The organism is Sphingomonas sp. CFBP 13603 (assembly GCF_014892665.1).
Lineage (GTDB): Bacteria > Pseudomonadota > Alphaproteobacteria > Sphingomonadales > Sphingomonadaceae > Sphingomonas.
Genome location: NZ_JADBIA010000014.1, coordinates 65,353 through 89,515, shown reverse-complemented (window position 1 = coordinate 89,515; position 24,163 = coordinate 65,353). Strand labels below are relative to the sequence as shown.

The window sequence follows — 24,163 nt, the reverse complement described above, 5'->3', positions numbered from 1 at the left end:
CACCAGCAATGAGGGCGCTGACTCCCGGTTCAGCACCGTCGCGCCTGTTACAGGTATGTATCAGGCGCAACGGCAACCCAGCGGTCAGGCTTCGACGCTGGCGGTCAAGGGTGGTGTCTGCTGATGTTGGACGACCAGCCAATCGTCGTGTCCCCGCATCCGCAAAGTCGAGGTGCAATGTGCCTCGTACGTCTCGTCGCCGCTCGCGCAGCGCGCGGTGTACGCAACGACGATGAGGCCCTCTTGAGGTCGTGACACTCGTCGATCCGATAGCTCGACCGTATCCCAATCGGGCGTAGCTTTGACCGCATCCTTCGCTTCCTGCCCCTGGAAGACATAAGGCGGACGGGGCAAGACCATGACGATCTCCTCGTCGATCCGGTCCTGGTAATGCTCGTCGCTGGCATCCCATAGGCTGCCTTCGAATTCCCACACGCGCTGGTCGTCCATGCCGTCTCTCCTTCATGGCTCAAGCGCGAGAGTATGGGGGAGGGTTCCGGTGTCTCGGCACCATCGCGTCAAGATCTACCGACGGATAAGACGTTTTGGCGCCCGTACGCCCGAACTCCCTGACTAACATTGCGCAGACAGCGCATGCCTACCGATCCATTGTCGTAGTTCGATCGAAGTGCCCGGACCTATAGGTCGCAGCATCTGTTGGTACCCCTAACAACAAGGAAGCCGACATGAATCTCAATGACCTGCTGCCTGATGGTGGCATCGATGCACTCGCCGCCCAACTAGGCATACCGCGTGAGCAAGCCCAGCGCGGCGCCGAGGCGCTGCTGCCGTCGGTTCTGGGCGGCATGGGGAATAACACGACGCAGTTAGACGCCCATGTGAACACGCTTGGCGGCGCAGACCTTGCTGCGAACGTGTTGGGCAACGAGCCGACGCAGATCGATCGCGGTAATCAAATCCTCGGCGGTATCTTCGGGTCGAAGGACGGCAGTCGTGAGGTCGCCGACAACGCGGCGCAGAGCAGCGGCCTGGCGCCCGAGCTTCTGAAGCAGATGCTGCCGATCCTGGTCATGCTGGTGGCAGGCCATCTGACAGGGCGCTCAGGCGGGCAGCAGGGTGGCCTTGGCGGGATCCTTGGATCTGTACTCGGCAGCCTGGGTGGCGCTGGAGTCGCAGGCGCTGCGCCCGGGGGCGGTCTTGGCAGCGGACTGGGGGGCATTCTTGGTTCGGTCTTCGGCGAGCGGCGATAGAGCCGTCCGGACATAAGATCGTCCTGCTCGATCAAACCGGTCGACTTGAGGTCCACGAACATCCCGTCGCCACGCGGCTACGGCACGGCGATACCATCGATGGCATGACTGGGGAGCGCATGTGATGCGGAGACGAGGAAACAAGCGAGCCGGTCCTGTGGCAATTGTCATCTTCGTGATGATCGTGGCACTCGTCGTCACGATCTGCTGGCTCGCCGCGCGTGGCTTTCAGAAAGAGCCGAACGGACCACCACGTGGTAGTCAGACGCTGCCAGCTCAGGCAGCGCAGGGGACCATATCTGCGACGCCTCCGAACGCTAGTCCGGCTCGCTAAATTGAGGACGGTTAAGCCAACAATCCGAGGCCGGAGGAGACCGCATAAGGTGTGGTCTCCTCCGGATCAGGCGCGTTAGTTGCGCAAGCTATCTGGAACGATACCGCCGTTATCAGCGAGCTTCTGCATCACAGCTTTGTGAAGGGCGATGTTCTGTTCGGCCGAGCCGTCGGCTGCGGCATGGACATTCAGCTCGGCAGCAAGTTCCTTGCGAGCGGTCAAACTGGAATCCAGGTCCAGTAGCTTCAGAAGATCGACGATCGAGCTCTGGTAGTTGCCCCCGCCATCTTTCATCGATGCCATCTCGTTGAGGACCGCACCGACATCAACGGACTGTTGAGCCGCTGCGGGGGCGGGCTGGGCGGTAGCGGTCGGCGCGGCCTGTGGCGCAGCTTGGGGCGTAGCGGCGGGAGCTTGAGCCGGTGCCGTGGCTGGTGAGGCTTTGTGGTGGAAAACCTTGTTCATGATCGTGCTGAAGATGCTCATAGCCGTGTCCCGATAAGGCCGGCAGCTGTGCCGGCAGACGGCTAGAACGAACTCGGTTCAGGATCGGTCCGAAGCTCGTTACTCGTGCGGAACGGTCCTCAGGACGCACGCGTTGAGCAGGCAGCGGTAATATGCGAGCAGATGGAGAGTATGATGAACTTCAAGACCCTGGCACTGGTGTCGGTAGCGGCCCTGTCATTGGCCGCATGCGGCAAGAAGGCCGACGATACGACCGGCGTTGATAACAGCACCTACGCCAACACGACTGCCACGGACGTGAATGCAGCCGGTTCCAATGATGCCATGGCAGCACCGGCCTCAGGTGGGCAGGCTTTCGTCAACATGGCGGCTGCAAGCGATGCGTTCGAGATCGAGACCTCGAAGCTGGCCGCAACCAACGGCGCATCTACTGCGGTAAAGAAGTTCGCTGGCCAGATGATCACCGCACATGAGGGGTCGACTGCAAAGCTGAAGGCGTTGACGGCAACGCTGTCGCCAGCTTTGACGCCCAACCCAGCGCTGAGTGCTGAGCAGCAGCAGAAGCTTGCTGATCTGAAAACCAAGCAGGGCACTGATTTCGACACCGCGTACGCAGCGGCCCAGGTCGCCGGGCATCAGCAGACGCTCGATATGCTCAAGGGATATGCTGCGACCGGCGACGTGCCGCAGTTGAAGACGTTTGCGTCGGGATTGGCACCGACGGTTGCAGCGCATCTGAACATGGCGAAATCGCTCAAGTCCTGAAGTCGGGTCTCAGACGCTGAAGTATGAAGTCGAGAGGTGCACCAGATGTACTTCTCGGCTTTCCAGGAACGTCACATTGCCGATCGGCGTGGGAGGCTCGGTTTGAAGATGTTGGCCAGATCGAGCCGATCGTTATTGGCAAGGTCCGTTATGGACGTCTCGACCGTGGCAAGGTGTTCAATTGCGCGATTACCACGAGGACCCGCTTCATTCTGTCCTTAGTATACATCCTCCTATCATCGTCGCTGTAATGCGGCCCCCCAAGGAGATAAGACCGACTTGGCTCCTAAGCTGTTGCCGCATCGTCCGATTGAAGGAACGAGACGAATAGATCGGTCGACGATCGTAAATGCCGCGCGCTGGCTGCCAGATCGCTGGCGCTGCCCCGTACCGACGCCGACAAGAGCGCGGCAGATCCTGCCGCTTCCGCCACGCCGTCAATCCGGGTGCCGATCTCGTCCGCCGCGCCGACCGCGCGCGCTGCACCCGCATCTACCTCCTGTGCCGTGAAGCGCTGCTCGCCGACTGCGGTTGCGATCCCCGATGCCGCGACCGAAACCTGACCGATCGCAGTATTGACGCTACGCAGTTTCTCGCCCGTGTCCGCGACGCCCTCGCGAATGCCGGCAAGCAGTGTGCTGATCCGGTCGCTCGCACGCTTGGTGTCCGCCGACAGGACCTTCACTTCGCCCGCGACTACCGCGAACCCGCGCCCCGCGTCGCCCGCCCGCGCTGCCTCGATCGTAGCGTTCAGGGCGAGGAGATTGGTCTTGTTCGCCAGGTCACGGATGTCGTCTAGAAAGACTTCGATCTGGACCGCATGATCCTCAAGCATCGCTACCGTCTGCACGCTGCGTTGCGCTTCCAGGCTCGCCACTACGGTCAACTCCGATTGCCGGTCGGCCGCGATCGCGATCGTTCGGATCGATTCGGACAGGTCGCGGATCGACGACGCGACATGCGCTATGTCGCGTGCTGCTCGACCCGCGCCCGATGCCGCCTCAACCGCATCTTGGGTCGCGCCGCCGGTGACATCTTCGAGCCGCACTGCTGCATGCTCCAGTCGTTCGGTCGCCTGGCCGATGCTCTTCACCACGGACGTCACCGAATGATCGAACTCGTTCGCCAGGACCACCAGCTCGCCGCGCCGCTCGCTCGCGATCCGCGCCGCTTGCTCCTCGCGCTGTTGGCGTTCGCGCGCCGCCGCTGCCTCCGCTGCACGCGCCTGAAGCATTGCCTCCTCGGTTCGCCGCTGGCCGTCCTCTGCCAACTCGGTCAACTCGCGAGACCGCCGCAACGCTGCACTCTGCGATTGGAACAACCGCTCGAGCTGGATCGTCAGCACCGTTAATGCGCCGAATTGCAAGCCGACCGCCACGACATGAAAGATCACCCGGCCGAGATTGCCGGTGCCGGTAAAGACGAATTCCGGGGCCCACCATTCGAGGGCAAGATGATGGATTGCGGTCAGCACCGTTGCTAGCGCAATCGGCCGCCAGTCCGCCAACATTACCAGCGCCGCCATTCCGACGAAGAAGTACATGTGTGCATCCATCTGCCACGGATGCCCCTTGAGCAGGAAGACGAGCATTGCCGGTATCACCGCCGCAAGCGATCCCATCAGGGTCCGGGCCTCGATATCGTAGCGACCGCGGAGCGCCATCACGGTCGGCCCCGCCGTGATGGTGGTGCCGATTACCAGCAGCGGAACGCCTGCGCCCGCATCCAGTACGGCGTTACCTATCAGCAGCCCCCCCAACGAGGTCCAGCCGATCAACGCCCACGCTTGGACGGCGCGACGCCGTAGCCGGTCAAGCGGGTTAAGTCCGGCATCATCCCCGACTTTGCCGGTAGCTCCAAGCTTTACTCCGAAACCCAACCGGGAAAACGCTGGCTTCAGCAGCGAGATGGTTCGGTTCATGCTCGCTTTCCAGCACCGCCATCAACGCCGCACCCCGCGGGCGGAGCGGCCATGATGACGACATTCCACGCGACCCGGGGGGCGATGCGGGCACGATCGCCAACGACGACCAGCGATCCCGGAAATGGCCCGGTCCCAAGCAATGCCGCACCGCCCGCCAGCGCACCCTGCACTGCTGCTCCGCCATCCTGACCGAGTGGCACCACCAGCATCGAACCCGATGCTGGTGGCCACATCGTCAACACCACGAGCCCAAACGTCGCAGTAGCGATCTGGGCAGGGATCAGCATCCAGCTTGGCAGGAATTTCATATGCTTACCTACGCACCGCCTGGTTAATGCAAAGTAAGTTCGCCATCCATGATCGCCCCCGATCTGGCCTCGACAAGATCCAAATTGGTGGCCCAAGCAGGGGGTATCGCAGAGGATCGAGCTGTTTGATCCGAGACTAACAGCGGACAGGTTGGTTTGCGGTCGGACAGTTTCAGCTAACAACGACACCGCGTGGATTTAAGCCTTGGTGGGGTTTTAGATTTCCCGGTGTCGGTTAAGGGTTGCGTTATGAACCTTTCACAGACCGAGGCATACCGTAGCGCTGCAGCCCACGAACGTTCGGAAGCGGAGCGGTCCGTACTTCCCCTTGTTCGAGAACGTCATTTGCGATCGGCAGAAGCTTGGGATGCGATGGCCACTCAGGGTGAAATGACTGAGCGCTTGGCGCAGGCGAATGCCGAGAACCGGATCAAACAACCTTATCAGCGACGGTCGTCAACTGAAGGTACGTAGGCCAGGCTTGTCGTATCGTCACCGGCACGGCTCCCCGCATCGGCACCGCTGCGTTATCAGCTAGCCGGCCTCTTCCAGCGCCTCGATCAGCGTGGCGAGGCGATCGATGCCAGCCTCCCCGATGCGATATTCTTCCAGCGCATCAATGAAAACGGTGGTGCCCTGCGGACGGTGGCGGCCACCACTGACGAACTGGCGGGCCGTGACCGGCTGGATGCCGGCCGCTTCTGCTTCGCGCTGGAACGCCGTGGACTTGCCGCTGCCTGGCTCCCCGAGCAGAACGTAGCGCGGCCGATCACGCAGGTCGCTCAAGCGAAAGCGTTGTGGCGTGTTCGATTCTCTTTCAAGAACCTGCCGGTCGATGTCGGCCTTGGGTTTCGGCTTTCGGCTTTCGGCTTTCGGTTCACTCGCTTTCGCTCGTATTGCTGTAAATGATATGCCTGCTAGGCGATTATCGCTGTACAGCGAATATATACAATCCAGCGAATATTTGCTACGGATGCCATATTCACTGGACATCGAATATGACGGCTGAGGCGAACGAAGAAGAACTGCTGGAGCGCTTGATCGACGCGATCCGCGCCGTGCCCTATGCTCGTGCTCGGCTCACGCACCGTCAAATGCCGCTCGACCAACGCCGGCGTATCGACGGGATCGTCGAAGCAGAGATCGGCGGACGTCCGATCGAACTGATTGTCGAGGCCAAGCGCCACGCCTTCCCGCGCGATGTGCGCGAGACGATTTACCAGCTTCGCAACTATCTCGCCCACTACTCGTCAGGCCCGACCGAGGTGATCCCCTTTTTCGTGGCCCGCGCTATCTCGCCGGGTGCGCGCGAGCTGCTGCGCCATGAGGAGATCGGCTTCTACGATCTCGGTGGCACGCTCTACATTCCCGCCAAGCACGCTTTCGTCCACATCGACCGGCCCGCTCCGCGCAAGAAGAGCAAGAGCTTCGACTCGATCTTCCAGGGTCAGAAAGCGCGGGTCATGCTCTATGTGTTCGAGAACCGCCGCGATTGGCTGAGCGTTAAGCGCATCGCCGAAGAGGCCGAGGTTTCGGCGGCGACCGCGTCCGAAACGCTGAGCGAGATGGAGCGGCGCGAGTGGGTAGAGGCGGAAGGTGCAGGGCCTGTCAAGACGCGCCGGCTGCGTGAGCCCAAAGGCCTGGTCGATGCTTGGGCGCACTATGTAGCGAACCAGAAGGCGCGGGGAATCGAGCGCTTCTACGTCAACTCGGCCGACGTGAACGATCTCATGCACAAGCTTGATCACGCGTGCGGCGAGGCGGACGCGGCCTATGCGGTGACCGGCGAGGCTGCCGCGCAGGTCTACGCGCCCTATCTTTCAACGATTTCGCAGGTCCGGTGCCGTATCATCCCCGGCCCGCGCCGCAACGACGCGCTCGACCGCTTGCGGGCTCGCCCCGTCAGCGAGGGCTGGAACCTAGCGCTAGTTGAGACCAACGCGCGTGGCGACGTCACCGTCGGCGAGCGGATCGACGACGTCAGCTTCGCTCCACCTCTTCAGGTCTACCTCGACCTGCTGCAGGGCTCGGGCCGTGCCAAGGAGATGGCCGCCCACCTTCGCAGCGAGAGGCTTGAGAACTGATGGCTAAGCCGCAAACTATCGACGGCTATGAAGCCGCGGTGACCGAGGCCTGCGAGCGCGTTCTCGTCACGCTGCTGCGCGGCCTCGGGCCATGGAAGGACTCTGTCTACCTCGTCGGCGGGCTGGCGCCGCGTTACCTGATCACGGCACGGCCGCCGAAGGTTCCGCCTCACGCGGGCACCGGGGATGTCGACGTAGTGGTCGACATAGCCATTCTCACCGACACAGAAGCCTATCGCACGCTCGAAGAAAATCTAAAAGCGATGCGCTTCGAGCGTGCGGAAAATGACGCGGGCAAGAAGCAATCGTGGCGCTGGAAAGCCGAAGTCGAGCGCGGCACGACCATGGTGCTCGAGTTCCTCGCTGATGCGCCCGAACTCAGCGGTGGCCGCGTCACCGAGCTGCCAACCGAAGGCAATGTCACCGCGATCAACATTCCGCATGCCTCAATGGTTTTCGACCTGCATGGGACGACCGAGATCACGGCGGAGCTTTTGAGCGAGCGCGGACGCGCGACAGAGCTAGTCCGCTATGCTGACATCGTGAGCTTCACCTGCCTTAAGGCCTTCGCCTACGATCAGCGGTCCGAGCCAAAGGACGCACATGATCTGGTCTACTGCGTGGAGCATTATGAGGGTGGCCTCGATGCGGTCCACGCGGCGTTCCGGGCGGCACTCGATGGCAAACATGCCGATGTCATCCGCTTGGCGCTAACACGGCTTGCCGCCCGCTTCATCGATCCCAAACCGGAGGAGAGCTATCGGCGCGACGGTCCCGTCGCTTACGCCCTATTTGAGGGTGCGGCCGGCAGCGACGATGATGAGGAACTTCGCAACGCTCGCATCCTGCGCCAGCGCCGCGCGGCGGACCTTATGAGCTCGTTCCTCCTGCCGCTAGTGGGCTGAGTTGACGCCACTGAGATCAGGGACCTGATAAACTCGGATCGAGGTTGCGTGTTCATCAGCGGCTGCAACGTCATACCGCAAAGCGCGAACTACGCGATTGGCTGTTAGGCCATCGCATCGCGCGGGTGAACGCATTCTACTGCTTCACACACCCGACACTTGAAAGCTGCCGTTCCGCTAACGATCCGGTTCCAGCCGTCCTAGCAGCACATGAACCAACGACCGGTTTCGGGGAACGTTCAAGTCGTCGTGAACGTCGGCTTCTGGGTCGTGATCGCTCGCAAACCGATCAGTGGCCAGGATGCATCTTTCACGGACGATCAACGCCCGCCCTGAAATTTGAACGTAAAGCGGTAGGGAAAGGGCTTGTTGTTCCATCGGGCTAATCATCCGGGCGGCGTCGCCGCCACAAGTGTAAGAGTGCCATCGGCGACTTTGACGGGAATGGCGAGCGTCAGGTCGAGCTGTCTGGACCACCCCCCTCCCAGCACAGTTGCCCGCACGATCAAGCGCCCTGCCCAAACGCAATCTGCGTCGATGGAACAGCGACTGTCTTCAATGACCTTGTCCGTCCGGATCCTCGGGCCGTTGACGGAGCCGACCTGTCCCAACCGCACCGGACCCTCGACCGGAAGGTTCGGTCCGCAGCCTGCGAGTAGCGGTAGGACCGCCGCGAGAAAGGGCGCTTTCATCCTGGTTCAGCGCTCAACCACAGGACGCGGAGACCACCCGTCCCTCGGCGACCGTCAAGGTGACGCGCTCAACGCGGAAGTCCCTGGTCGTCGGGTCGCCGGGTGCGATTCGCCGGACGATCGTACCGCCGGTTTTGCTAAGGACGGTGGCGTCGTCAGGTGCGACCTGGCCCACGAGCGCCGCGGCAGCATCGGCGCTGCAGGTCGCGGCTCCGGCGCGATTACCTGCCACGGTGGAGGCGCAGGCGCCGAGCCCCAGAAACACGCTCAGCAGGCTTATCCTGATCATCCTCATCGCCGTATCTCCGTTCATAACGACTGACCTCGCGGATAGCAGGCCGAACCTGAACGATAGACGATATCGGCGGCGCATAGCCTTGATCACGCGGCGAAGGTCGCAATGTTCCAGCGGGAGAACCGGCGCTTGCCGATCAATTTGGCAATCGACAGCGATTTTGGCGCGTCGCGCACGCCTCGGCTAGGGCACAGTGCTCATCGCGATCACAGCCATAAGCGAACGCCAAGTGACCTGATCCGCTCCACCTCATTCGAACGCTCTCCATCAAGCGGCCACAAGTTCGATGTTTTGATGATCGCCGATGATTCTAATGACGATCTCGAAATAGGTTTGTCCCGTGCCGCGGTCGAGTGCGTGCAGCTGGCGGCCAATCGCGTCCACGTTAAAGAGGTCTGGCCGCTGCAACTTCTCAGCTAGGAACGCCCGGGTCGTTCCGACGCCAAGAGCGGACCTACTTGCTGCAATGTCATGCCAGACGATACGGACCGGCTCCCGCCCCTTGATCGCGCCGTAGCCGCCATAAAGCAGGTCGTTCAACGCATCGAGGCTGTCGGCCAATCGCCAGTCTTCTTCCGCCATGAAGACCCGGTTGATCTCGGCGTAGAAGGTCGAAATATCGTCGATATTCCGACCGATCAGGCTCAACGTTTTCATCACTGCAGATCTTTAGGCGGAGGTGGTGGGCCAATTCTAGTGCCGCGCGACAGAGGGACGCTGATCGTCGCTCGCACGTGACTTGAACGGCCCAGGATGAGATGAACAGGCGACCGCTTCCGGGAATGGCCATAGGCCGCTGGACGACCGGATTTGGGTCCTCGGTCAGGCAGTTGGAACGAATTTGGTGTTACGACCTGAAATTTCGATAACCTCGATTTTGGTACGTTGAATGGCCGCCATGGGCACAGAAGGAGTCAACGTTTTGCGCAATCTGGACTTCAGCTCTTGGCAGAGCCTTCTCGCAACGTTGTTCGGCATCATCTTGGTCACGCTACTCGGTGTCGGCATTCGTCTGCTAACGCAGATGACGTTCCAGCAGCGCCGTGAGCGGATGAACCGTCAGATTAATGAGCGTCTGCGCACCCTGATCGCGGCGTACAAGGTCTTGGGTGGATCATTCACAGGCGATCTCACCGTCGATCCGACACACAAGCGGGACCTAAGAGGCTTAGATTCTCCTACACCCGCCGAGCCGATGGCGCAGCTCGACCTTACTGCGGAGACAGCCTTGAAATCAGACCGAACGCGGAGAATACGTGACGCGGTGGAAGCCGCACTTTCCGACATCATTCTTCTTGGTACGGAAGAACAGGTGAGACTTGCCGACAAGGCAGTTCGGGAACTGGTAGCCGGGCATCCAGTGCACACCCATGATCTCGTAGTATCGCTCCGCAATTTTGTGCGCGAGGCCCTCGACCTCGATCCCATACCCACAGACCTAAAGATACCGATGCAGGGCCCAACACGGCCAGCGTCATCGGGAGGAGGGGCTAAACACGCTGGCGGAAGAGGCGAAGGCGCCAAAACGGGTGGCGGCGGCGGCGGCGGTGGGATGGGCGCGGGAGGATCAGGTGATCCGAGTATCGGAAGTCTAGAAACGTCCCACGCCGACCCACATCATCAGGCCTGACCCAATCCTGCCGTCAGGCTATGCCCAGTAGAGTCGCATCGGATTGTCGATCAACAGCTTGTGTTGGAGCGCGGGGGTCGTTGCGATACGCGGTATGATGTCCACCAGCGCACCATCGTCAGGGGCGTGCGTGGTCATGTTGGGATGCGGCCAGTCGGTGCCCCACAGGACGCGATCGGGGAAGCGCTCGACCAGCGTCCGCGCGAAGGGCACGACGTCGTCATAGTCAGGCGGACCGACCTTCGACAGGCGTTCGGGACAACTCACCTTGGTCCAGACGTTCTCGTGGCTGTCCATCAGGCGGATGAAACGCCCGAACTCGGGGCCATCGACGGGTTGCGTCACGTCTGGGCGCCCCATGTGGTCGACGACGACGATCGTCGGCAACGACGTGAAGAAGTCCCAGCGCTCTTCGAGATCCGCGGCTTCGAAATAGATCACGACGTGCCAGCCGAGCAAAGCGATCCGGTCGATGATCGCGCGGTAATAGGCGTCGAGCTTCGGATCGACGAGGCGACGGACGAAGTTGAAGCGTACGCCGCGCACGCCGGCCGCGTGAAGGTCGGACAGTTCCGCATCGCTCACCGTATCGCGTACGGTCGCGACGCCGCGAGCGCGGTCGCCGGCGGTCCGCAGGGCATCGACCAACGCGCGGTTGTCCGCACCGTGACAGGTCGCCTGGACGATGACGTTACGGGTAAAGCCGAGATGGTCTCGTAGCGCGAACAGCTCGTCCTTGCCGGCATCGCACGGCGTGTATTTCCGTTCCGGCGCGTAGGGGAACACATCGCCCGGCCCGAACACGTGGCAATGCGCATCGACCGCGCCCGCGGGCACGGTGAAGGCGGGCTTGCTGGGAGCGGGGTGGTAGCAGATCCAGGCAGGATCCATCGTGAACTCGGGCATCACAGCCCCCGTGCGGCGAGTTGCGCGTCGAGGCGTGGGTAGACGCGGCGGGCGTTGCCCTCGAATACCTTGCGCTTGTCAGCATCCGGGATGTCCAGCGCGTCGACATAGCGCTTGGTATCGTCGAAATACTGGCCGGTCTCCGGATCGATGCCGCGCACCGCGCCGACCATCTCGGACCCGAACAGGATGTTGTCGACGTCGATCACCTTGAACAGGAGGTCGATGCCCGGCTGGTGATAGACGCAGGTATCGAAGAACACGTTCTTCATGACGTGCTCGGCAAGGGGCGGGCGCTTCAGCATGTCGGCGAGGCCGCGATAGCGTCCCCAGTGATAGGGCACCGCGCCGCCGCCATGGGGAATGATGAAGCGCAGGTCCGGGAAATCCCGGAAGAGGTCGCCTTCGAGAAACTGCATGAACGCGATCGTATCGGCCGCAAGGTAGTAGGCGCCGGTCGCATGCATCGCCGGGTTGCAGCTGCCCGAGACGTGGATCATCGCAGGAACGTCGAGCTCGACCATCTTCTCGAAGAACGGATACCATGCGCGATCGGTCATCGGCGGGGAATCGAACTTGCCGCCCGACGGGTCGGGGTTGAGGTTGCAGCCGATGAAACCGAGGTCCGTCACGCAACGCTCGAGCTCGTCGATCGAATGCGCGATCGAGATGCCGGGGGATTGTGGCAACTGGCATACGCCGGCGAAGGTTTCGGGGTATAGGTCGATGACCCGCTTGATCAGGTCGTTCGAGCGCCGGGCCCAGATGTGCGCGACCGCCGCGCTCCCGACATGCGGCGCCATCGCCGAGGCGCGCGGTGAGAAGATCGTCATGTCCGCCCCGCGTTCGCGTAGCAGGCGCAGCTGGTTCGCCTCGATCGTCTCGCGGATCTCGTCGTCGGATATGGCGGGGTAGGCCGGGTCTATGTCGCCGCCGGTACCGATCGCCGCGACCTGCGCGTCGCGCCACGCATTGTGGCTGGCGGGAGCGGTTGTGTAGTGGCCGTGGCAGTCGATGATCATGGCTGCGTTCCCAGAATGGCGAGGGTTGGCGTTCGCCTTGTCGGCGACGTGATGCGGGGTATCTAAGCGCGCCAAGCCTGTCAGGCGTATCGAAACGGCTGTCCGTCCATTGCTTTTCCTGAAGTCCATTCGGCGCAGGTGGATCGGAAGATGCTCAGGAATTCACGCTGAAGTTGGGTGGGTCGCCAATCCTGGCGGGTCGTCATCCCGATCTGCCGGCGCAGCGACGAGCCGGCTCCGGCGATCTCGCTTAGCAGTCCGGCGCGGTCCTCGAGCAGGAACTGGTCGCGTGACATGAGCGTCAGCCAGTCGTCCTCGAGCATCAGCCCGCGCACCACCATCACCGACCCGCACTCGATCCGCGGGCGTGGCGGTTCGAGCCCATGTTCCTGGAACATCTGTTCCCACCGGCGCCGTACGGGAGCCCCCGGTGCGGCGATAACCCACGGAAAATCCAATAGACGTTGGAAGACGAAGCCCGGTTCGCCCAGCAGGGGGTGGCCCTTGCGTCCCACGATGACGGGGTCGTCGTCGAACAAGGGTTCCTGCACGACGTCGGCCACGGGCAGCGGATCGCGCATCGCCCCGACGACCACGTCGATGCCGCCTTCGCGCAGCGCCGAAAGCACCTCGATATAGGGTCCTTCGACGACATCGACGGAGGCCACCGGGTAGAGGCGAGCAAAGCGTGCCAGCGCCTGCGGGAGCAGGATCGCGCGCGCCAGAGGCATGACGCCGACCGTTATCCGCCCCGCGCCTTCCGAATGCAGCGCCGCGAGTTCGTCGAAGCCCGATTCCAGTTCCGCGTGTGCCAGTCGAGCAAATCTCAGCAAACGTATCGCCGCCGCGGTCGGCTGGACGGTTCGTCCCTGCCGGGCGAGCAGAGGTACTTCGAGCAGTTGTTCGAGATCGCGCGCTCCGCGGTGAACGGCGGGCTCCGATAATCCGGTATGCCTGGCAGCCAGCGCAAAGCTACCCGCGTGGTCGACCGCCATCAGTGCAAGCAATTGGCCAAGCGTGATCCGCCGTTCGACGTTGGGCAGGGGCGGCAGGCGCGCCCCCCGCCGCACGCTCCGCCCGCCTTGCGCGACATACGCCAGCGCATGCTCGATCCGGCCGGTCATCAGGCGTCCGGCCTCGGTCACGACCACGCCACCGGGTTGCCGATCCAGCAGCCTGTGCCCAAGCACCGTCTCGACCTTGGCAACGGCCTGCGTGAGCGCAGGCTGCGACAGGTTCATCGCGTGAGATGCCGCGCTGATGCTTCCCAGGCGTGCCGCGGTGGCGACCGCATCGAGATGGCGCAGGTTGAGTTTGCGAAGGCTTGGCATGGTTCGGACCTCAGCACAGCTTATGGCATGTGCGCAAATCCGTTTTGCCTTTGGATCGTCGTCGGTTCCTAGGGAGAGTAACGAAAAAAGGATCGAGGATCAGAGATGCCCAGCGTCGTCACTCATATCGAACGTGCTGAACCGTCGGTCATCGACGGCCTCGCCAAGGTCGGCGTCGCGACCGTGCACGAGGCACAGGGCCGGATCGGCCTGCTCGGCAGTCGCCTTCGTCCGATCTATGCAGGTGCGCGGATCGCCGGGTCTGCGGTCACCGTCTCGGTTCCGCCAGGCGACAACTGGATGATGCACGTCGCCATTGAACAAGTGAAGGATGGCGACCTCCTCGTGGTTGCGCCGACATCGCCCTGTGACGACGGCTATTTCGGCGACCTGCTTGCCACGTCGGCGATATCGCGGGGCTGCCGCGGGCTTATCATCGACGCCGGCGTTCGCGACGTCCGCGATCTCACCGAAATGCGGTTTCCGGTCTGGTCGAAGGCGATCTTCGCGCAGGGCACCGTCAAGGAGACGCTGGGTTCGGTCAACGTGACCCTGGTGTGTGCGGGCGAACGGATCGAGCCGGGCGACGTGATCGTGGCCGACGACGACGGCGTCTGCGTCGTGCGCCGCGCGGACGCGGCAGCGGTGCTTGCGGAGGCGCAGGCACGCGAGGCGCGCGAGACGGAAAAGCGCGACCAGATGGCCAGTGGCGAACTCGGGCTCGACATCTATGCGATGCGCGAGCGGCTCGAGGCCAAGGGGCTGAAATATGTCTGAGCGCCCGAACGCCATCCGCGCGATGTGGATGCGTGGCGGCACGTCCAAGGGCGGGTTCTTCCTTGCCGCCGACCTTCCTGCCGATCCGGCCGCACGCGACGCGTTCCTGCTGCGCGCGTTCGGTTCGCCCGATCCGCGCCAGATTGACGGGATGGGGGGCGCCGATCCGCTGACGTCGAAGGTCGCGATCGTGTCGCGCTCGACCGAAGTCGGCGCCGATGTCGATTATCTGTTCCTCCAGGTCGTCGTCGACCAGGCGATCGTCAGCGACGCGCAGAATTGCGGGAACATGCTGGCCGGGGTCGGCCCGTTCGCGATCGAACGCGGCCTGGTCGAGGCAAGGGACGAGAAGACGAAGGTTTCGATCTTCATGGTCAACACGGGCAAGCTCGCCACCGCGACGGTTGATACCCCGCACGGCGTCGTCACCTACGAAGGCGATGCGCGGATCGACGGGGTTCCCGGTACGGCCGCGCCTGTTCCGCTTGCCTTCGCCTATATCGCCGGCTCGAGCTGCGGGGCGTTGCTGCCGACGGGTAACGCCGTCGATGTCATCGACGGCGTCGACGCGACGCTGATCGACAATGGCATGCCCTGCGTCGTGCTGCGCGCGGCCGATGTCGGTATCACCGGGTACGAAGACCGCGCGACGCTCGATGCGGACGAAACGCTGAAGGCTAAGATCGAGGCGATCCGGCTGAAGGCCGGGCCGCTGATGAACCTCGGCAACGTCACCGAACAGTCGGTACCCAAACTGATGCTGGTCGCCGCGCCGCGTAACGGCGGTGCGATTAGCGTGCGATCGTTCATTCCGCATCGCTGCCACGCCTCGATCGGCGTGCTGGGCGCGGTCAGCGTCGCGACCGCCTGCCTGATCGACGGGTCGCCGGCGCATGGCCTCGCGGTCGTGCCGGACGGGCAATCGAAATCGCTCGACGTCGAGCATCCCAGCGGTGCGACCGGCTGCGTGATTGATCTGGACGAGAACGGCAACGTCGTCGGTGCGGCCATGCTGCGCACCGCGAGAAAGCTGTTCGACGGATATCTATTCGGCTGAGACCGCCGACACGTCACAACGAAAGAAAAATCGATGACGGACCTAGGAGAGACTACCAAGCAGGCGAGCCGGTTCGGCGTATTCGGCCAGCTCTGGTTCCAGGTGCTGGCGGCGACGGTGCTCGGCATCCTGCTCGGCCATTTCGCGCCTGCGACCGGCGTGGCGATGAAACCGTTCGGCGACGCCTTCATTAAGCTCATTCGCATGATGATCGGGCCGGTGATCTTCGTCACCGTCGTCCACGGCATCGCCGGCATGAACGACATGAAGAGCGTCGGCCGGGTCGCGCTGAAATCGATCCTGTATTTCGAGGCGGTCACGATCCTCGCGCTGATCTTCGGGCTGGTCATGGTCGATCTCTGGCAACCGGGCGCGGGCATGAACATCGACGTCGCGGCGATCGATACGGCCTCGATCAAGACCTATGTCGCGACCGCGCACGACCAGTCGATCACCGGCTATTTCATGGGGATCATTCCCGACACGTTCGCCAGCGCGCTGACCGAAGGCCATGTCCTCCAGGTGCTGTTCGTGTCGGTACTGTTCGGCATTGCGATCGCGGCGCTCGGCGAGCGCGGCAAGCCCGTCTACACGCTGATCGATAGCGCCTCGCAGGGGTTCTTCCGGATCATCGGTTACATCATGTACTTTGCGCCGCTCGGGGCGTTCGGCGCGATCGCCTTCACGGTCGGCCAGTTCGGCACGGCGTCGCTCTGGTCGCTGGGCGAACTGATCATCGAGTTCTTCGTGGTCTGCGGGCTGTTCACCGCGGTGGTGCTGGGCGGGATCGCGCATTGGTGCGGGGTCAGCCTGTGGCGGCTGCTCGGCTATCTGTGGGACGAGATCGTGATCGTCGCCGCAACCACCTCGACCGAGACGGTCCTGCCGCGTCTCATCCAGAAGATGCGCAAGGTCGGTTGCGAGGAGAGCGTCGTCGGCTTCGTCATCCCGGCGGGCTATTCGTTCAACCTCGACGGCACCTGCCTGTACCTGACTACCGTGGCGGTGTTTCTGGCGCAGGCGACCAATACGCATCTGACGCTGTGGCACGAACTCGGGTTGATCGCGGTGCTGTTGCTGACGTCCAAGGGGGCGGCGGGTGTTGCCGGCGCGGCGTTCGTGGTGCTCGCGGCGACGCTCAACACGACGGGTACTATCCCGGTCGCCAGCATCGCACTCATCCTCGGCATCCACCGTATTCTCGCCGAGGGCCTGACGTTCGTGAACCTGATCGGCAACGCCCTCGCCACCGTCGTGATCGCCAAGTGGGAAGGCAAGCTCGACGAGCGCACGCTCGCAGCGATGATCGGGAATGCGCGGCTGCGAGCAAAGTATCCGGTAGCCGCCTGAAGCTGCGCGGCGATCGCCGAGTGTGATCGCCGCGACACTTACCGTCCCACGACAACAGCCCGCTGCGCCCGTGCGCGGCTGGGCAGGAGACCGTCATGTCCATCGCCATCGCCATCGCGCTGACCGCAGCGGCGCAATCCGAGCCGCCCCAGGCTCAACCGTCTCGGGCGGTCACTGCTCCTACCGATGCGGCCGTGCCGACGGCGGACACGGACGACGGCGTAGCGCGAGCCCTCCCCGACAAGCGACATCCGCAAGTCTTCTACCCCAATACCAAGCAGGGTACCGCGGACGAGCCAGCACCTTCCGGCATCGCGCGTTTCCAACGCGACAATCCGATCGGCAAGGAACTGCGCGGGCTCAAGGCCGCAGGGGTCGACCTGGTGTTCGATTTCGTCGGCAATTTCGCCGCCAACCCGATCGGCGGTATCCGTCAGGGCAGTGCGGAATCGCACTGGGTATCGACCGCGGCGGACATCGATCTGGAAAAGCTGATCGGACTGTCCGATACCAAAATACACATTCAAGGTGCATGGTTTAGCGGAGACAGCCTAGGTCGAGATTCGATCGGCAATTCGATCAGCTTTCAGCAAACCTGGCGGCCGGTAGCCGGACCACGCCTGACGCAGTTCAACATCGAGCATGATTTCGGCAAGCTCAACATCCTCGTCGGCCGTGCCGCGGTAAACAGCTACTTCAACAATTCGCCGTTCAACTGCGTGTTCATGAGCAACACCAGCTGCCTGACGGCGTATGGCGGCATCAGCGACATCGGCATCACCGCGTTTCCCAACTCGTCGTGGACCGCGAAGGCGCGGTACGCGATCGATAAGCGTTGGTATGTCCAGACCGGCATGTTCGAATACGACAATGACCTCAACCTGAAGGGCAAGGGCGGTCTGGACTTCTCGCTGGGTAAGGGCACGGGCGTGCTTATCGCCAACGAAGTGGGCTATCAGACGACGTTCGCGGACGAACGGCTGCCGCGCCGTTACAAGGCGGGTGTCTATATCAACACCGACGGCGGCCAGAGCCCGTATTACGATCGCAACGGCGCCTCGGCCGTGGTGTCCGGACTCCCGCGGGTCGCACAGGAAGGCAACCGCGTCGGTCTCTATGCGATGGCAGACCAGACGATTCAGCGCGCCGCCGGCAAGAGTACGCGCAACCTCGCGCTGTTCGGGCGGGTGTTCTACAATGTCGGCAACGTCGCCCAGCTCGACTGGTTTGCCTCTGCCGGTTTCGTCAAAACCGGCACGTTCAAAAACCGCGACGCGGACACGATAGGCTTCCTGGTCAGCAACACGCATTTCAGCAATCAGCAGATAAATTATCTCCGCGATCTGCGTGCGAAGGCTGGTGGGACAGGATCGCCGAAATCGAACGAGATCATCGGCGAGATTAATTATGGATTTGCAGCCATGCCCGGGGTGAGGATATTGCCCAATATTCAATACGTCATCAATCCAGATCCGATATTCGCACCGACCCGGAAAACTGACATTCCGTCCGCAATCGTTCTAGGGCTGCGTTTGGATGTACGTTTTGCTCAGGTATTCGGAGGGTGATGACCGAAGTCAGCAAATAATCAGCTGATGTCAGATGTGCCTATCGCGGAATTCTGGACAGTATCGCTGTGATCTCGCATCAAATCGTCGAGAGGCGCCCGCCGGCTTCACTAATTTACTTTGACATGGCAGCGTGTGAACCCCCTAGGTATTATGCAACCTAAGAAGCATCGCGAAGATCGGGTTGCATCCCAACAAGTGGCCCTTCCAATCACCCCTTCTACTGTCGTGGCGACAGATTAACCAATGACCGGTGTCGGGAACGGAGAAAGGATCTGCGAACGGCAGCTTATGGGTCGCCTGACGTTTTTCGCCGAGCCGTTTAGACCGACCGGGTATAATCGGTCTTCAAACCGTTACTTCCGAAGTTACTTCTGCTTTTCTTTTCCCGAACAGCTTCCATCCCAGAAATCCTGCAGCAAGAAGGCCTACGACGACCCAGGTGAGATTGCCGAGTAAGCTCGCCACGGTCTGAACCTGATCGCTAAATTGGCGTCCCAGCGAGACGTATATGAGAAGCCAGAGCAGTTCGCCGGCAACGTCGAGCAGGATGAACCATCCCCAGGGGTATTGCGTGAGGCCGCTTGTCACGTTGATCCAGGGTCCGAGCGGGCCGATCAGCCAGCGGCTGAAGAAGATACCCCAGCCTGCCCATTTGCGCGAATAGGTCTCCGCTTGCGCCACCTTGTCAGCGCCCCCGATCCGCGTCGTCACGGCAGCAAGAAGCGGGCGGCCCCCGTAACGACCAAATGCATAGCCGATCTGGTCGCCGAGCACGGCGCCGCCCGCACCGGAAAGCACGACCGGCCAAAAGCTCAGTTCGCCCTGCGCAACGAACGATCCCATTGCGATGAGGGTCAACGAACTGGGGAAAGGAAGCCCCGCAGCCGCTAGCACCATCGCGCCAAAGAGGGCAGGTAGGCCGTAGGTCGTCAGCAGTTCGAGCAGCTGGTCGGTCACGGCTTCGAACTCGTCGGCGGGGAAGACCGTGAAGGCGGGGCGGGGGGCGGGTAGGGCGGTCGGGCATGGACGATCGCGTAGGTGAGCTTGCCGTCGATCTGCGTCATTGTTTGTCCGGTGTCCTGCGCGATGCGGCCGAGCGGACGGCGATCGGGTGCCGGGGCCAGGTTCAGCGCGCGGTGCAGGACGTGGGGTGGCACATGGTACGAATGCGCGACGTACCCGATCGTCATCCAGCGCTCGATCGGTTCGTCGCGGTGCGCGTTCCAGTAGATCGCGTCGCTGACGGTGCGCGCCGTATGGTAGCCGGTGAACGCCACCACAGCGACGAACATTGCGATCAGCAAGCGACGCCACATCCGATCGCGCGTCATCCGAGGGCAATCCTGACACCAAGGGCAGCGATCAGCGCCAGCGGCATCGCCACCGCGCCGACCTTCAGGAACCGCCAGAACCCGATGTCCTCACCCTCCCGCCGGATCGCCTGCAACCACAATATCGTCGCCAGGCTGCCGGTGATGGACAGATTGGGGCCAAGGTCGACGCCGATCAGCAAGCCGTCGACGACCAGCTTGGGCGGCTGGGCCTGTGCAACCGCGGTGCTGGCAACCAGGCCTGCGGGCAGGTTGTTCATCAGGTTCGATCCGAACGCCAGGATCGTCCCCGATACCGCCGACGCCTGCGCCGGATCGGCCGACGCGGTGCGGATCGCGTGCGCGACCCACGCGATCACGCCGGTCAGGTCAAGCGCCTCGACCAGGACGAACAGTCCCGCGACCAGCGGCAGCACGCTCCACGAGATATCGCGCAGCAGCGCGACCGGCGACGACCGGGCGATCGTGCAGACCGCCAGCGTCGTGACGACACCGGCGATCGCGGTCGGCAGACCGAGTTCGATATCGAGCGCGGATACGGTGAGCAGCACGATTGCGGTGGCGACGATCCCGACGAACGCAGCCTTGCCGCCCGCGGTCAGTGGCGTGCGCTCGACCGCGCTGGTGCAGCTACCTGCCAGCCGCGTGCGCTCTAGCCAGCGCAGCACGGCGAAGGTGACGACGATCGACGCCAGTGATGGCAGCGCGAACGAGGCAAACCACTGGCCGAGCGGCGGCATCTTGCCACCGTAGAGGACGAGGTTGGCGGGGTTGGAGATCGGCAGGACGAAACTTGCCGCATTGGCGATCAGCGCGCAGGCGAACAGCAGCGGCAGGGGATCGGCCTTCGCCTTCTTTGCCGCGGCATAGACCGCCGGGGTCAGCACCACCGCGGTTGCGTCGTTCGACAGGAAGGTCGTCGTGACGATCCCGGTAACGTAGACCAGCGCGAACAGCCGTGCGGTCGATCCCTTTGCGTGGATCGCTGCGGTCGCCGCGACCCAGTCGAACAGCCCTTGGGCGCGCGCCACCTCGCTCAGCAGCATCATGCCGATCAGGAACAGATAGACGTCCATACCCTTTCCGACGGCATGGAGCGCTGCGGGGAAGGGCATCAGCCCGAACAGCAGCAGCAACGCTGCCCCTGCCACCGCCCAGATCGCTTCCGGCCAGCGGAACGGTCGTGCGATCACCGCAGCGGTCGAGGCAGCGCAGATACCCCAGGTGGCACCGGTCGCGAAAATCACCAGTGCTTCCCGTTCTTGTTCGGGCCGAGTTGCGTGCCGGCGATGCCGTGCTCGGGCCACTCGCCGATGCTGTGGAGATCGCGACCCGGCGCGATCGGCATGCCACGTCGCGGGATATCCGCTTCGCCGCGGACCAGGATATCGACCGTGTCGCGGTCGGTGCCGACGCTGGCCGCAACGCGGTGGAGCCCGGCGTCGAGCGTGATGCGCAACGACCAGAGCGCCGTGCCCGACACGGCGAGCATCGGCTGGGCAATGCCGTCGTCGACCGACAGCATCACCGGCTGTGTCGTGCCGCCGAACAGCCTGGTGACAATCTCGACCTCGCCCGGCCGCGGGACCTGCGTGGCATCGGCGGGGCGGGTCACCAGCCGGATGTCGGCAGGCGCGACGATCTGGACGAACGGCCAGTCGCCGCCGGTCTCCTTGAACCGCCAGCTTGGCACGCGGCCGTGTACCGTGACAATCGAGAAACCGGGCTTGCCGCCGCCCTCCTCGATCTCGCCGGTCGAACGCGTTGCGCCGTAGACGACCCGTCCGTCGTTGAGCAGTTCGTTGTAATGCGTATGCCCGGTATCGACGAAGGCGACACGGGCGTCGGCGAAGATGCGGGCAATATCCTCGCCATCCGCGGAGAGGTCGCCGGGATAGGCATGCATGAACACGACCGGCGTCTGCCGCTCCGCCTCGGCGCGCGCGAGTTCCTCCAGCAGGCGGTTGCGGTGGTGCATCGTCAGCCGAAAATCGGGGCCGCCCGCACCCGCCGAGACGATATCGAGGAAGATGCAGCGATGCCCGGCGATGACCTCGACCTCGGGCCGGTTCGCTTCGGCAAAAGCGGCATCGTAATGCGCGAGATCGCCGAGTTCGAAATCGTGATCGCCGGGGATGACCCGGTAGGGCAGGCGCAGCGGGGCGAGCGTATCGGTGATGACCCGGTATTGTTCGGCCGTCGCGTGATTGGCATTGTCGCCGGGCAGGTAGACGAAGTCCGCAGCGTCGCCGATATGCGCATTGATCTCCGCGACAATCGCGGCAAGCCGGTCGCGGCTCTGCCAGCCGTTCGCCTCGTCCATGTGCAGATCGCCGATGTGCACCCACGTGATGGAGGAAGGGTAAGTCACTTGTGTGTCTCCGGCATGGCGGTGAGGTACAGCACGAACCCCGCCGCCGCGATTCCGGCTAGCGTCAGGAAGCTTGCACTGTATCCGGCCCAGACGATGATCGATCCGGCCAGCGTCGCCGACAATGCCGCCCCCAGGCCGAACACGCTCGACACGACGCCCTGGCTGACGTTGAACCGGCCGGATCCCTTGGTCAGGTCGGCAACGATCACCGGGAACAGGGCGCCGAAGATTCCCGCGCCGATCCCGTCGAGCGCCTGCACGCTGACCAGCCACCACGGATCGTTCGACACAGTGTAGAGCGCGCCGCGCGCGGCGAGGAAGGCGAACGCGACCAGGAAGATCGGCTTAGTGCCCCAGCGCTCGGTGTTGCGCCCGACGACGATCGCGACCGGCACCATCACGAGCTGCGCCGCGACGATGCACGCGGCGGTCAGCGACGTCGCCTTGTCGGTGCCGACGGTACGACCTAGCAGCTGGCTGACCGAGGTCAGCATCGCCGCATTGGCGAGATGGAAAGTGAACGCGGCTGCCGCGAAGATCATCAGCGGACGGTTTTCGATCAACGTCTTCCAGCCGCTCGGCTCCTCGCAGCCTTCCTCCGGCTCGCAGTCGAGGCCGCGCGCGACCGCATTGTCGATGTCGTCGTTCTTCAGCCGCCCCGCGACGATAACGCTGGCGACCGTTAGCCCCGCCATCAGCCAGAAGACGACGACCGGACCGAACGACCAGGCAAGGACGCCGGCAAGCGCTGCCGACACGGCATTGCCGGCGTGGTTGAACGCCTCGTTGCGACCGACCCGCTTGGCGAACAGCTTCGGCCCGACCAGCCCCAGCGTGATCGCCGAGATGGCCGGCGCAAAGATCGCGCCCGCCGCAGCCGCGATCGACTGGGTAATCGTTACCATCGTGAAGCCCGAGACGATCGGCAGTGACAGGCTGCTCATCGTCACCAGCAGGGCGCCGGCGATGACGATGCGCGGCTTGTTCTTCGCCCGGTCGATCAACCCGCCCGCCGGCGTCTGCGACAACAGGCCGACGATCCCGGCGATGGTCAGCACGAGGCCGACCGTCGCCTCGTTCCAGCCATGCGAAGGCCCACGTACGACCAGCAGGTAGATTGCGAGATACGGCCCGAGCCCGTCGCGGACGTCGGCCAGGAAGAAGTTGAGCGCGTCGAGCGTACCGGTAGGCACGCTGCGCTGCGCCGGGTCTTTCGTATCGGGCATGGCTGTCGCAGAGGCCATCGGGTGTCTCCAGATTTCGCGTAAAGAAAGGTGAACCGCGCAGTAAAGCGCTTCAGAGGCGGCAGCCTGAACGGTGCCGTTCAGGTTGGATTTACAATGGCTTGAGGCATACCGGATTAGCTGCGCAATATCGTTTCGGAGCTCATACAAGTTCCGAAGTGGACCGATATTCGTAAGAAATGACTATACATGACAGTATGTTAAAGCTTCTATGAATCGGATTTCACAGTTTGGTAGAGTGCGTTGACGATGGGGCGCGTTCCACGAAACGTTGATTGGCATGCCTTTGGATCGGCAAGCTATCATTCGAGAGAAATCCGAAGGAATGTCCCGAGTCTGACGAGTATGGGCAAAGTGTCGAAGTGATCTGTTGTTGCGGAAAGCGACAGTTTTGCAGCCGACGAACGGACCCGGCGCGGTGCGCCTGATGCCGGGGGCACGCAAGGCGGTCATGGTGCCGAGATGAATGGATGTCCGAAGTTTGGGAGCGGGCGAGGCCGCCTATGCATACGGATGTAGGTTAGCGCCCGGGGGGCGGCGTCGTGTCATCGAAAGCAGGAAGTTGCGGATGTGAATGGTAGCCATCT

24 protein-coding genes are annotated in these 24,163 nt (G+C 63.0%); 9 read left to right on the top strand and 15 right to left on the bottom strand.

The annotated features are described in order from the left end of the window. Window positions 1–84: 84 nt before the first annotated feature. The gene (locus tag IFR23_RS17805) at window positions 85–450 is read right to left on the bottom strand and encodes a DUF4440 domain-containing protein (RefSeq protein ID WP_192239250.1); all 366 of its coding nucleotides are present in this window, start codon (window positions 448–450) and stop codon (window positions 85–87) included. A gap of 236 nt (window positions 451–686) precedes the next feature. Here IFR23_RS17805 and IFR23_RS17800 point away from each other — a divergent pair, with 236 nt between their 5' ends. Beyond that, entirely contained in the window at window positions 687–1,211 is a 525-nt protein-coding gene (locus IFR23_RS17800; RefSeq protein WP_192239251.1) for a DUF937 domain-containing protein, read from the top strand. Between the two features lie 409 nt (window positions 1,212–1,620). Here IFR23_RS17800 and IFR23_RS17795 read toward each other — a convergent pair whose 3' ends face one another. Continuing rightward, entirely contained in the window at window positions 1,621–2,031 is a 411-nt protein-coding gene (locus tag IFR23_RS17795) for a DUF3597 family protein (protein ID WP_192977017.1), read from the bottom strand. A 153-nt stretch (window positions 2,032–2,184) separates the two neighbouring features. Between IFR23_RS17795 and IFR23_RS17790 the strand changes: the two genes are divergently transcribed. After that, the gene (locus IFR23_RS17790) at window positions 2,185–2,775 is read left to right on the top strand and encodes a DUF4142 domain-containing protein (protein WP_192977016.1); all 591 of its coding nucleotides are present in this window, start codon (window positions 2,185–2,187) and stop codon (window positions 2,773–2,775) included. Between the two features lie 286 nt (window positions 2,776–3,061). Here IFR23_RS17790 and IFR23_RS17785 read toward each other — a convergent pair whose 3' ends face one another. The 3 genes from IFR23_RS17785 to IFR23_RS17775 form a co-directional block, all read right to left on the bottom strand. Next, window positions 3,062–4,552 carry a methyl-accepting chemotaxis protein gene (locus IFR23_RS17785; RefSeq protein ID WP_244655771.1) on the bottom strand — a complete coding sequence of 497 codons (1,491 nt, stop codon included), beginning with the start codon at window positions 4,550–4,552 and terminating at the stop codon, window positions 3,062–3,064. 140 nt (window positions 4,553–4,692) lie between these two features. Beyond that, window positions 4,693–5,007: a hypothetical protein gene (locus tag IFR23_RS17780; RefSeq protein ID WP_244655770.1), complete on the bottom strand. Its 315-nt coding sequence runs from the start codon at window positions 5,005–5,007 to the stop codon at window positions 4,693–4,695. Between the two features lie 534 nt (window positions 5,008–5,541). Beyond that, window positions 5,542–6,000 carry a hypothetical protein gene (locus tag IFR23_RS17775; RefSeq protein WP_192977014.1) on the bottom strand — a complete coding sequence of 153 codons (459 nt, stop codon included), beginning with the start codon at window positions 5,998–6,000 and terminating at the stop codon, window positions 5,542–5,544. A gap of 44 nt (window positions 6,001–6,044) precedes the next feature. Between IFR23_RS17775 and IFR23_RS17770 the strand changes: the two genes are divergently transcribed. Beyond that, window positions 6,045–7,091, top strand: a complete 1,047-nt coding sequence (locus tag IFR23_RS17770) for a type IV toxin-antitoxin system AbiEi family antitoxin (RefSeq protein WP_244655769.1) — start codon at window positions 6,045–6,047, stop codon at window positions 7,089–7,091. Next, entirely contained in the window at window positions 7,091–7,996 is a 906-nt protein-coding gene (locus IFR23_RS17765; RefSeq protein WP_192977012.1) for a nucleotidyl transferase AbiEii/AbiGii toxin family protein, read from the top strand. Before IFR23_RS17770 ends, IFR23_RS17765 begins: the two co-directional genes overlap by 1 nt. A gap of 705 nt (window positions 7,997–8,701) precedes the next feature. On the opposite strand, the gene IFR23_RS17760 is transcribed toward IFR23_RS17765, so the two are convergent. Further along, window positions 8,702–9,001 (bottom strand): I78 family peptidase inhibitor, encoded by a 300-nt coding sequence (locus tag IFR23_RS17760; RefSeq protein ID WP_197978529.1) that lies wholly within the window; start codon window positions 8,999–9,001, stop codon window positions 8,702–8,704. Window positions 9,002–9,250: 249 nt separating this feature from the next. After that, window positions 9,251–9,640: a ribonuclease inhibitor gene (locus IFR23_RS17755; RefSeq protein WP_192977011.1), complete on the bottom strand. Its 390-nt coding sequence runs from the start codon at window positions 9,638–9,640 to the stop codon at window positions 9,251–9,253. Window positions 9,641–9,872: 232 nt separating this feature from the next. Here IFR23_RS17755 and IFR23_RS17750 point away from each other — a divergent pair, with 232 nt between their 5' ends. Then, window positions 9,873–10,613 carry a hypothetical protein gene (locus IFR23_RS17750; protein ID WP_244655768.1) on the top strand — a complete coding sequence of 247 codons (741 nt, stop codon included), beginning with the start codon at window positions 9,873–9,875 and terminating at the stop codon, window positions 10,611–10,613. 18 nt (window positions 10,614–10,631) lie between these two features. On the opposite strand, the gene IFR23_RS17745 is transcribed toward IFR23_RS17750, so the two are convergent. The 3 genes from IFR23_RS17745 to IFR23_RS17735 all read right to left on the bottom strand — a co-directional run bounded on the left by IFR23_RS17745 (window position 10,632) and on the right by IFR23_RS17735 (window position 13,872). Further along, on the bottom strand, window positions 10,632–11,519 hold the full coding sequence (locus tag IFR23_RS17745) for an amidohydrolase family protein (protein WP_192977010.1): 888 nt from the start codon (window positions 11,517–11,519) through the stop codon (window positions 10,632–10,634). Next, window positions 11,519–12,541: an amidohydrolase family protein gene (locus tag IFR23_RS17740; RefSeq protein WP_192239260.1), complete on the bottom strand. Its 1,023-nt coding sequence runs from the start codon at window positions 12,539–12,541 to the stop codon at window positions 11,519–11,521. The genes IFR23_RS17745 and IFR23_RS17740 overlap by 1 nt, the downstream gene beginning before the upstream one ends. 80 nt (window positions 12,542–12,621) lie before the next feature. Then, the gene (locus IFR23_RS17735; RefSeq protein WP_192977009.1) at window positions 12,622–13,872 is read right to left on the bottom strand and encodes a LysR family transcriptional regulator; all 1,251 of its coding nucleotides are present in this window, start codon (window positions 13,870–13,872) and stop codon (window positions 12,622–12,624) included. Between the two features lie 105 nt (window positions 13,873–13,977). Here IFR23_RS17735 and IFR23_RS17730 point away from each other — a divergent pair, with 105 nt between their 5' ends. The 4 genes from IFR23_RS17730 to IFR23_RS17715 all read left to right on the top strand — a co-directional run bounded on the left by IFR23_RS17730 (window position 13,978) and on the right by IFR23_RS17715 (window position 18,624). Then, window positions 13,978–14,649: a 4-carboxy-4-hydroxy-2-oxoadipate aldolase/oxaloacetate decarboxylase gene (locus tag IFR23_RS17730; protein WP_192239262.1), complete on the top strand. Its 672-nt coding sequence runs from the start codon at window positions 13,978–13,980 to the stop codon at window positions 14,647–14,649. Next, window positions 14,642–15,706, top strand: a complete 1,065-nt coding sequence (locus IFR23_RS17725; protein ID WP_192977008.1) for a 4-oxalomesaconate tautomerase — start codon at window positions 14,642–14,644, stop codon at window positions 15,704–15,706. The genes IFR23_RS17730 and IFR23_RS17725 overlap by 8 nt, the downstream gene beginning before the upstream one ends. 33 nt (window positions 15,707–15,739) lie before the next feature. Further along, window positions 15,740–17,056 carry a C4-dicarboxylate transporter DctA gene (dctA, locus tag IFR23_RS17720; RefSeq protein ID WP_192239264.1) on the top strand — a complete coding sequence of 439 codons (1,317 nt, stop codon included), beginning with the start codon at window positions 15,740–15,742 and terminating at the stop codon, window positions 17,054–17,056. A gap of 95 nt (window positions 17,057–17,151) precedes the next feature. After that, the gene (locus IFR23_RS17715; RefSeq protein ID WP_192977007.1) at window positions 17,152–18,624 is read left to right on the top strand and encodes a carbohydrate porin; all 1,473 of its coding nucleotides are present in this window, start codon (window positions 17,152–17,154) and stop codon (window positions 18,622–18,624) included. A 348-nt stretch (window positions 18,625–18,972) separates the two neighbouring features. On the opposite strand, the gene IFR23_RS17710 is transcribed toward IFR23_RS17715, so the two are convergent. From IFR23_RS17710 to IFR23_RS17690, 5 genes are read right to left on the bottom strand one after another with little or no spacing between them, the layout of a single operon-like run. Beyond that, entirely contained in the window at window positions 18,973–19,584 is a 612-nt protein-coding gene (locus tag IFR23_RS17710; protein ID WP_192239266.1) for a VTT domain-containing protein, read from the bottom strand. After that, window positions 19,581–19,958, bottom strand: a complete 378-nt coding sequence (locus IFR23_RS17705) for a hypothetical protein (protein WP_192977006.1) — start codon at window positions 19,956–19,958, stop codon at window positions 19,581–19,583. The genes IFR23_RS17710 and IFR23_RS17705 overlap by 4 nt, the downstream gene beginning before the upstream one ends. Then, window positions 19,955–21,205 carry an SLC13 family permease gene (locus IFR23_RS17700; RefSeq protein ID WP_192239268.1) on the bottom strand — a complete coding sequence of 417 codons (1,251 nt, stop codon included), beginning with the start codon at window positions 21,203–21,205 and terminating at the stop codon, window positions 19,955–19,957. Before IFR23_RS17700 ends, IFR23_RS17705 begins: the two co-directional genes overlap by 4 nt. Then, a complete protein-coding gene (locus tag IFR23_RS17695) occupies window positions 21,202–22,329 on the bottom strand; it encodes a metallophosphoesterase family protein (protein ID WP_342345000.1) in 1,128 nt (375 codons plus the stop codon). The genes IFR23_RS17700 and IFR23_RS17695 overlap by 4 nt, the downstream gene beginning before the upstream one ends. Next, window positions 22,326–23,576 carry an MFS transporter gene (locus tag IFR23_RS17690; RefSeq protein ID WP_192977005.1) on the bottom strand — a complete coding sequence of 417 codons (1,251 nt, stop codon included), beginning with the start codon at window positions 23,574–23,576 and terminating at the stop codon, window positions 22,326–22,328. The genes IFR23_RS17695 and IFR23_RS17690 overlap by 4 nt, the downstream gene beginning before the upstream one ends. Window positions 23,577–24,163 lie beyond the last annotated feature (587 nt).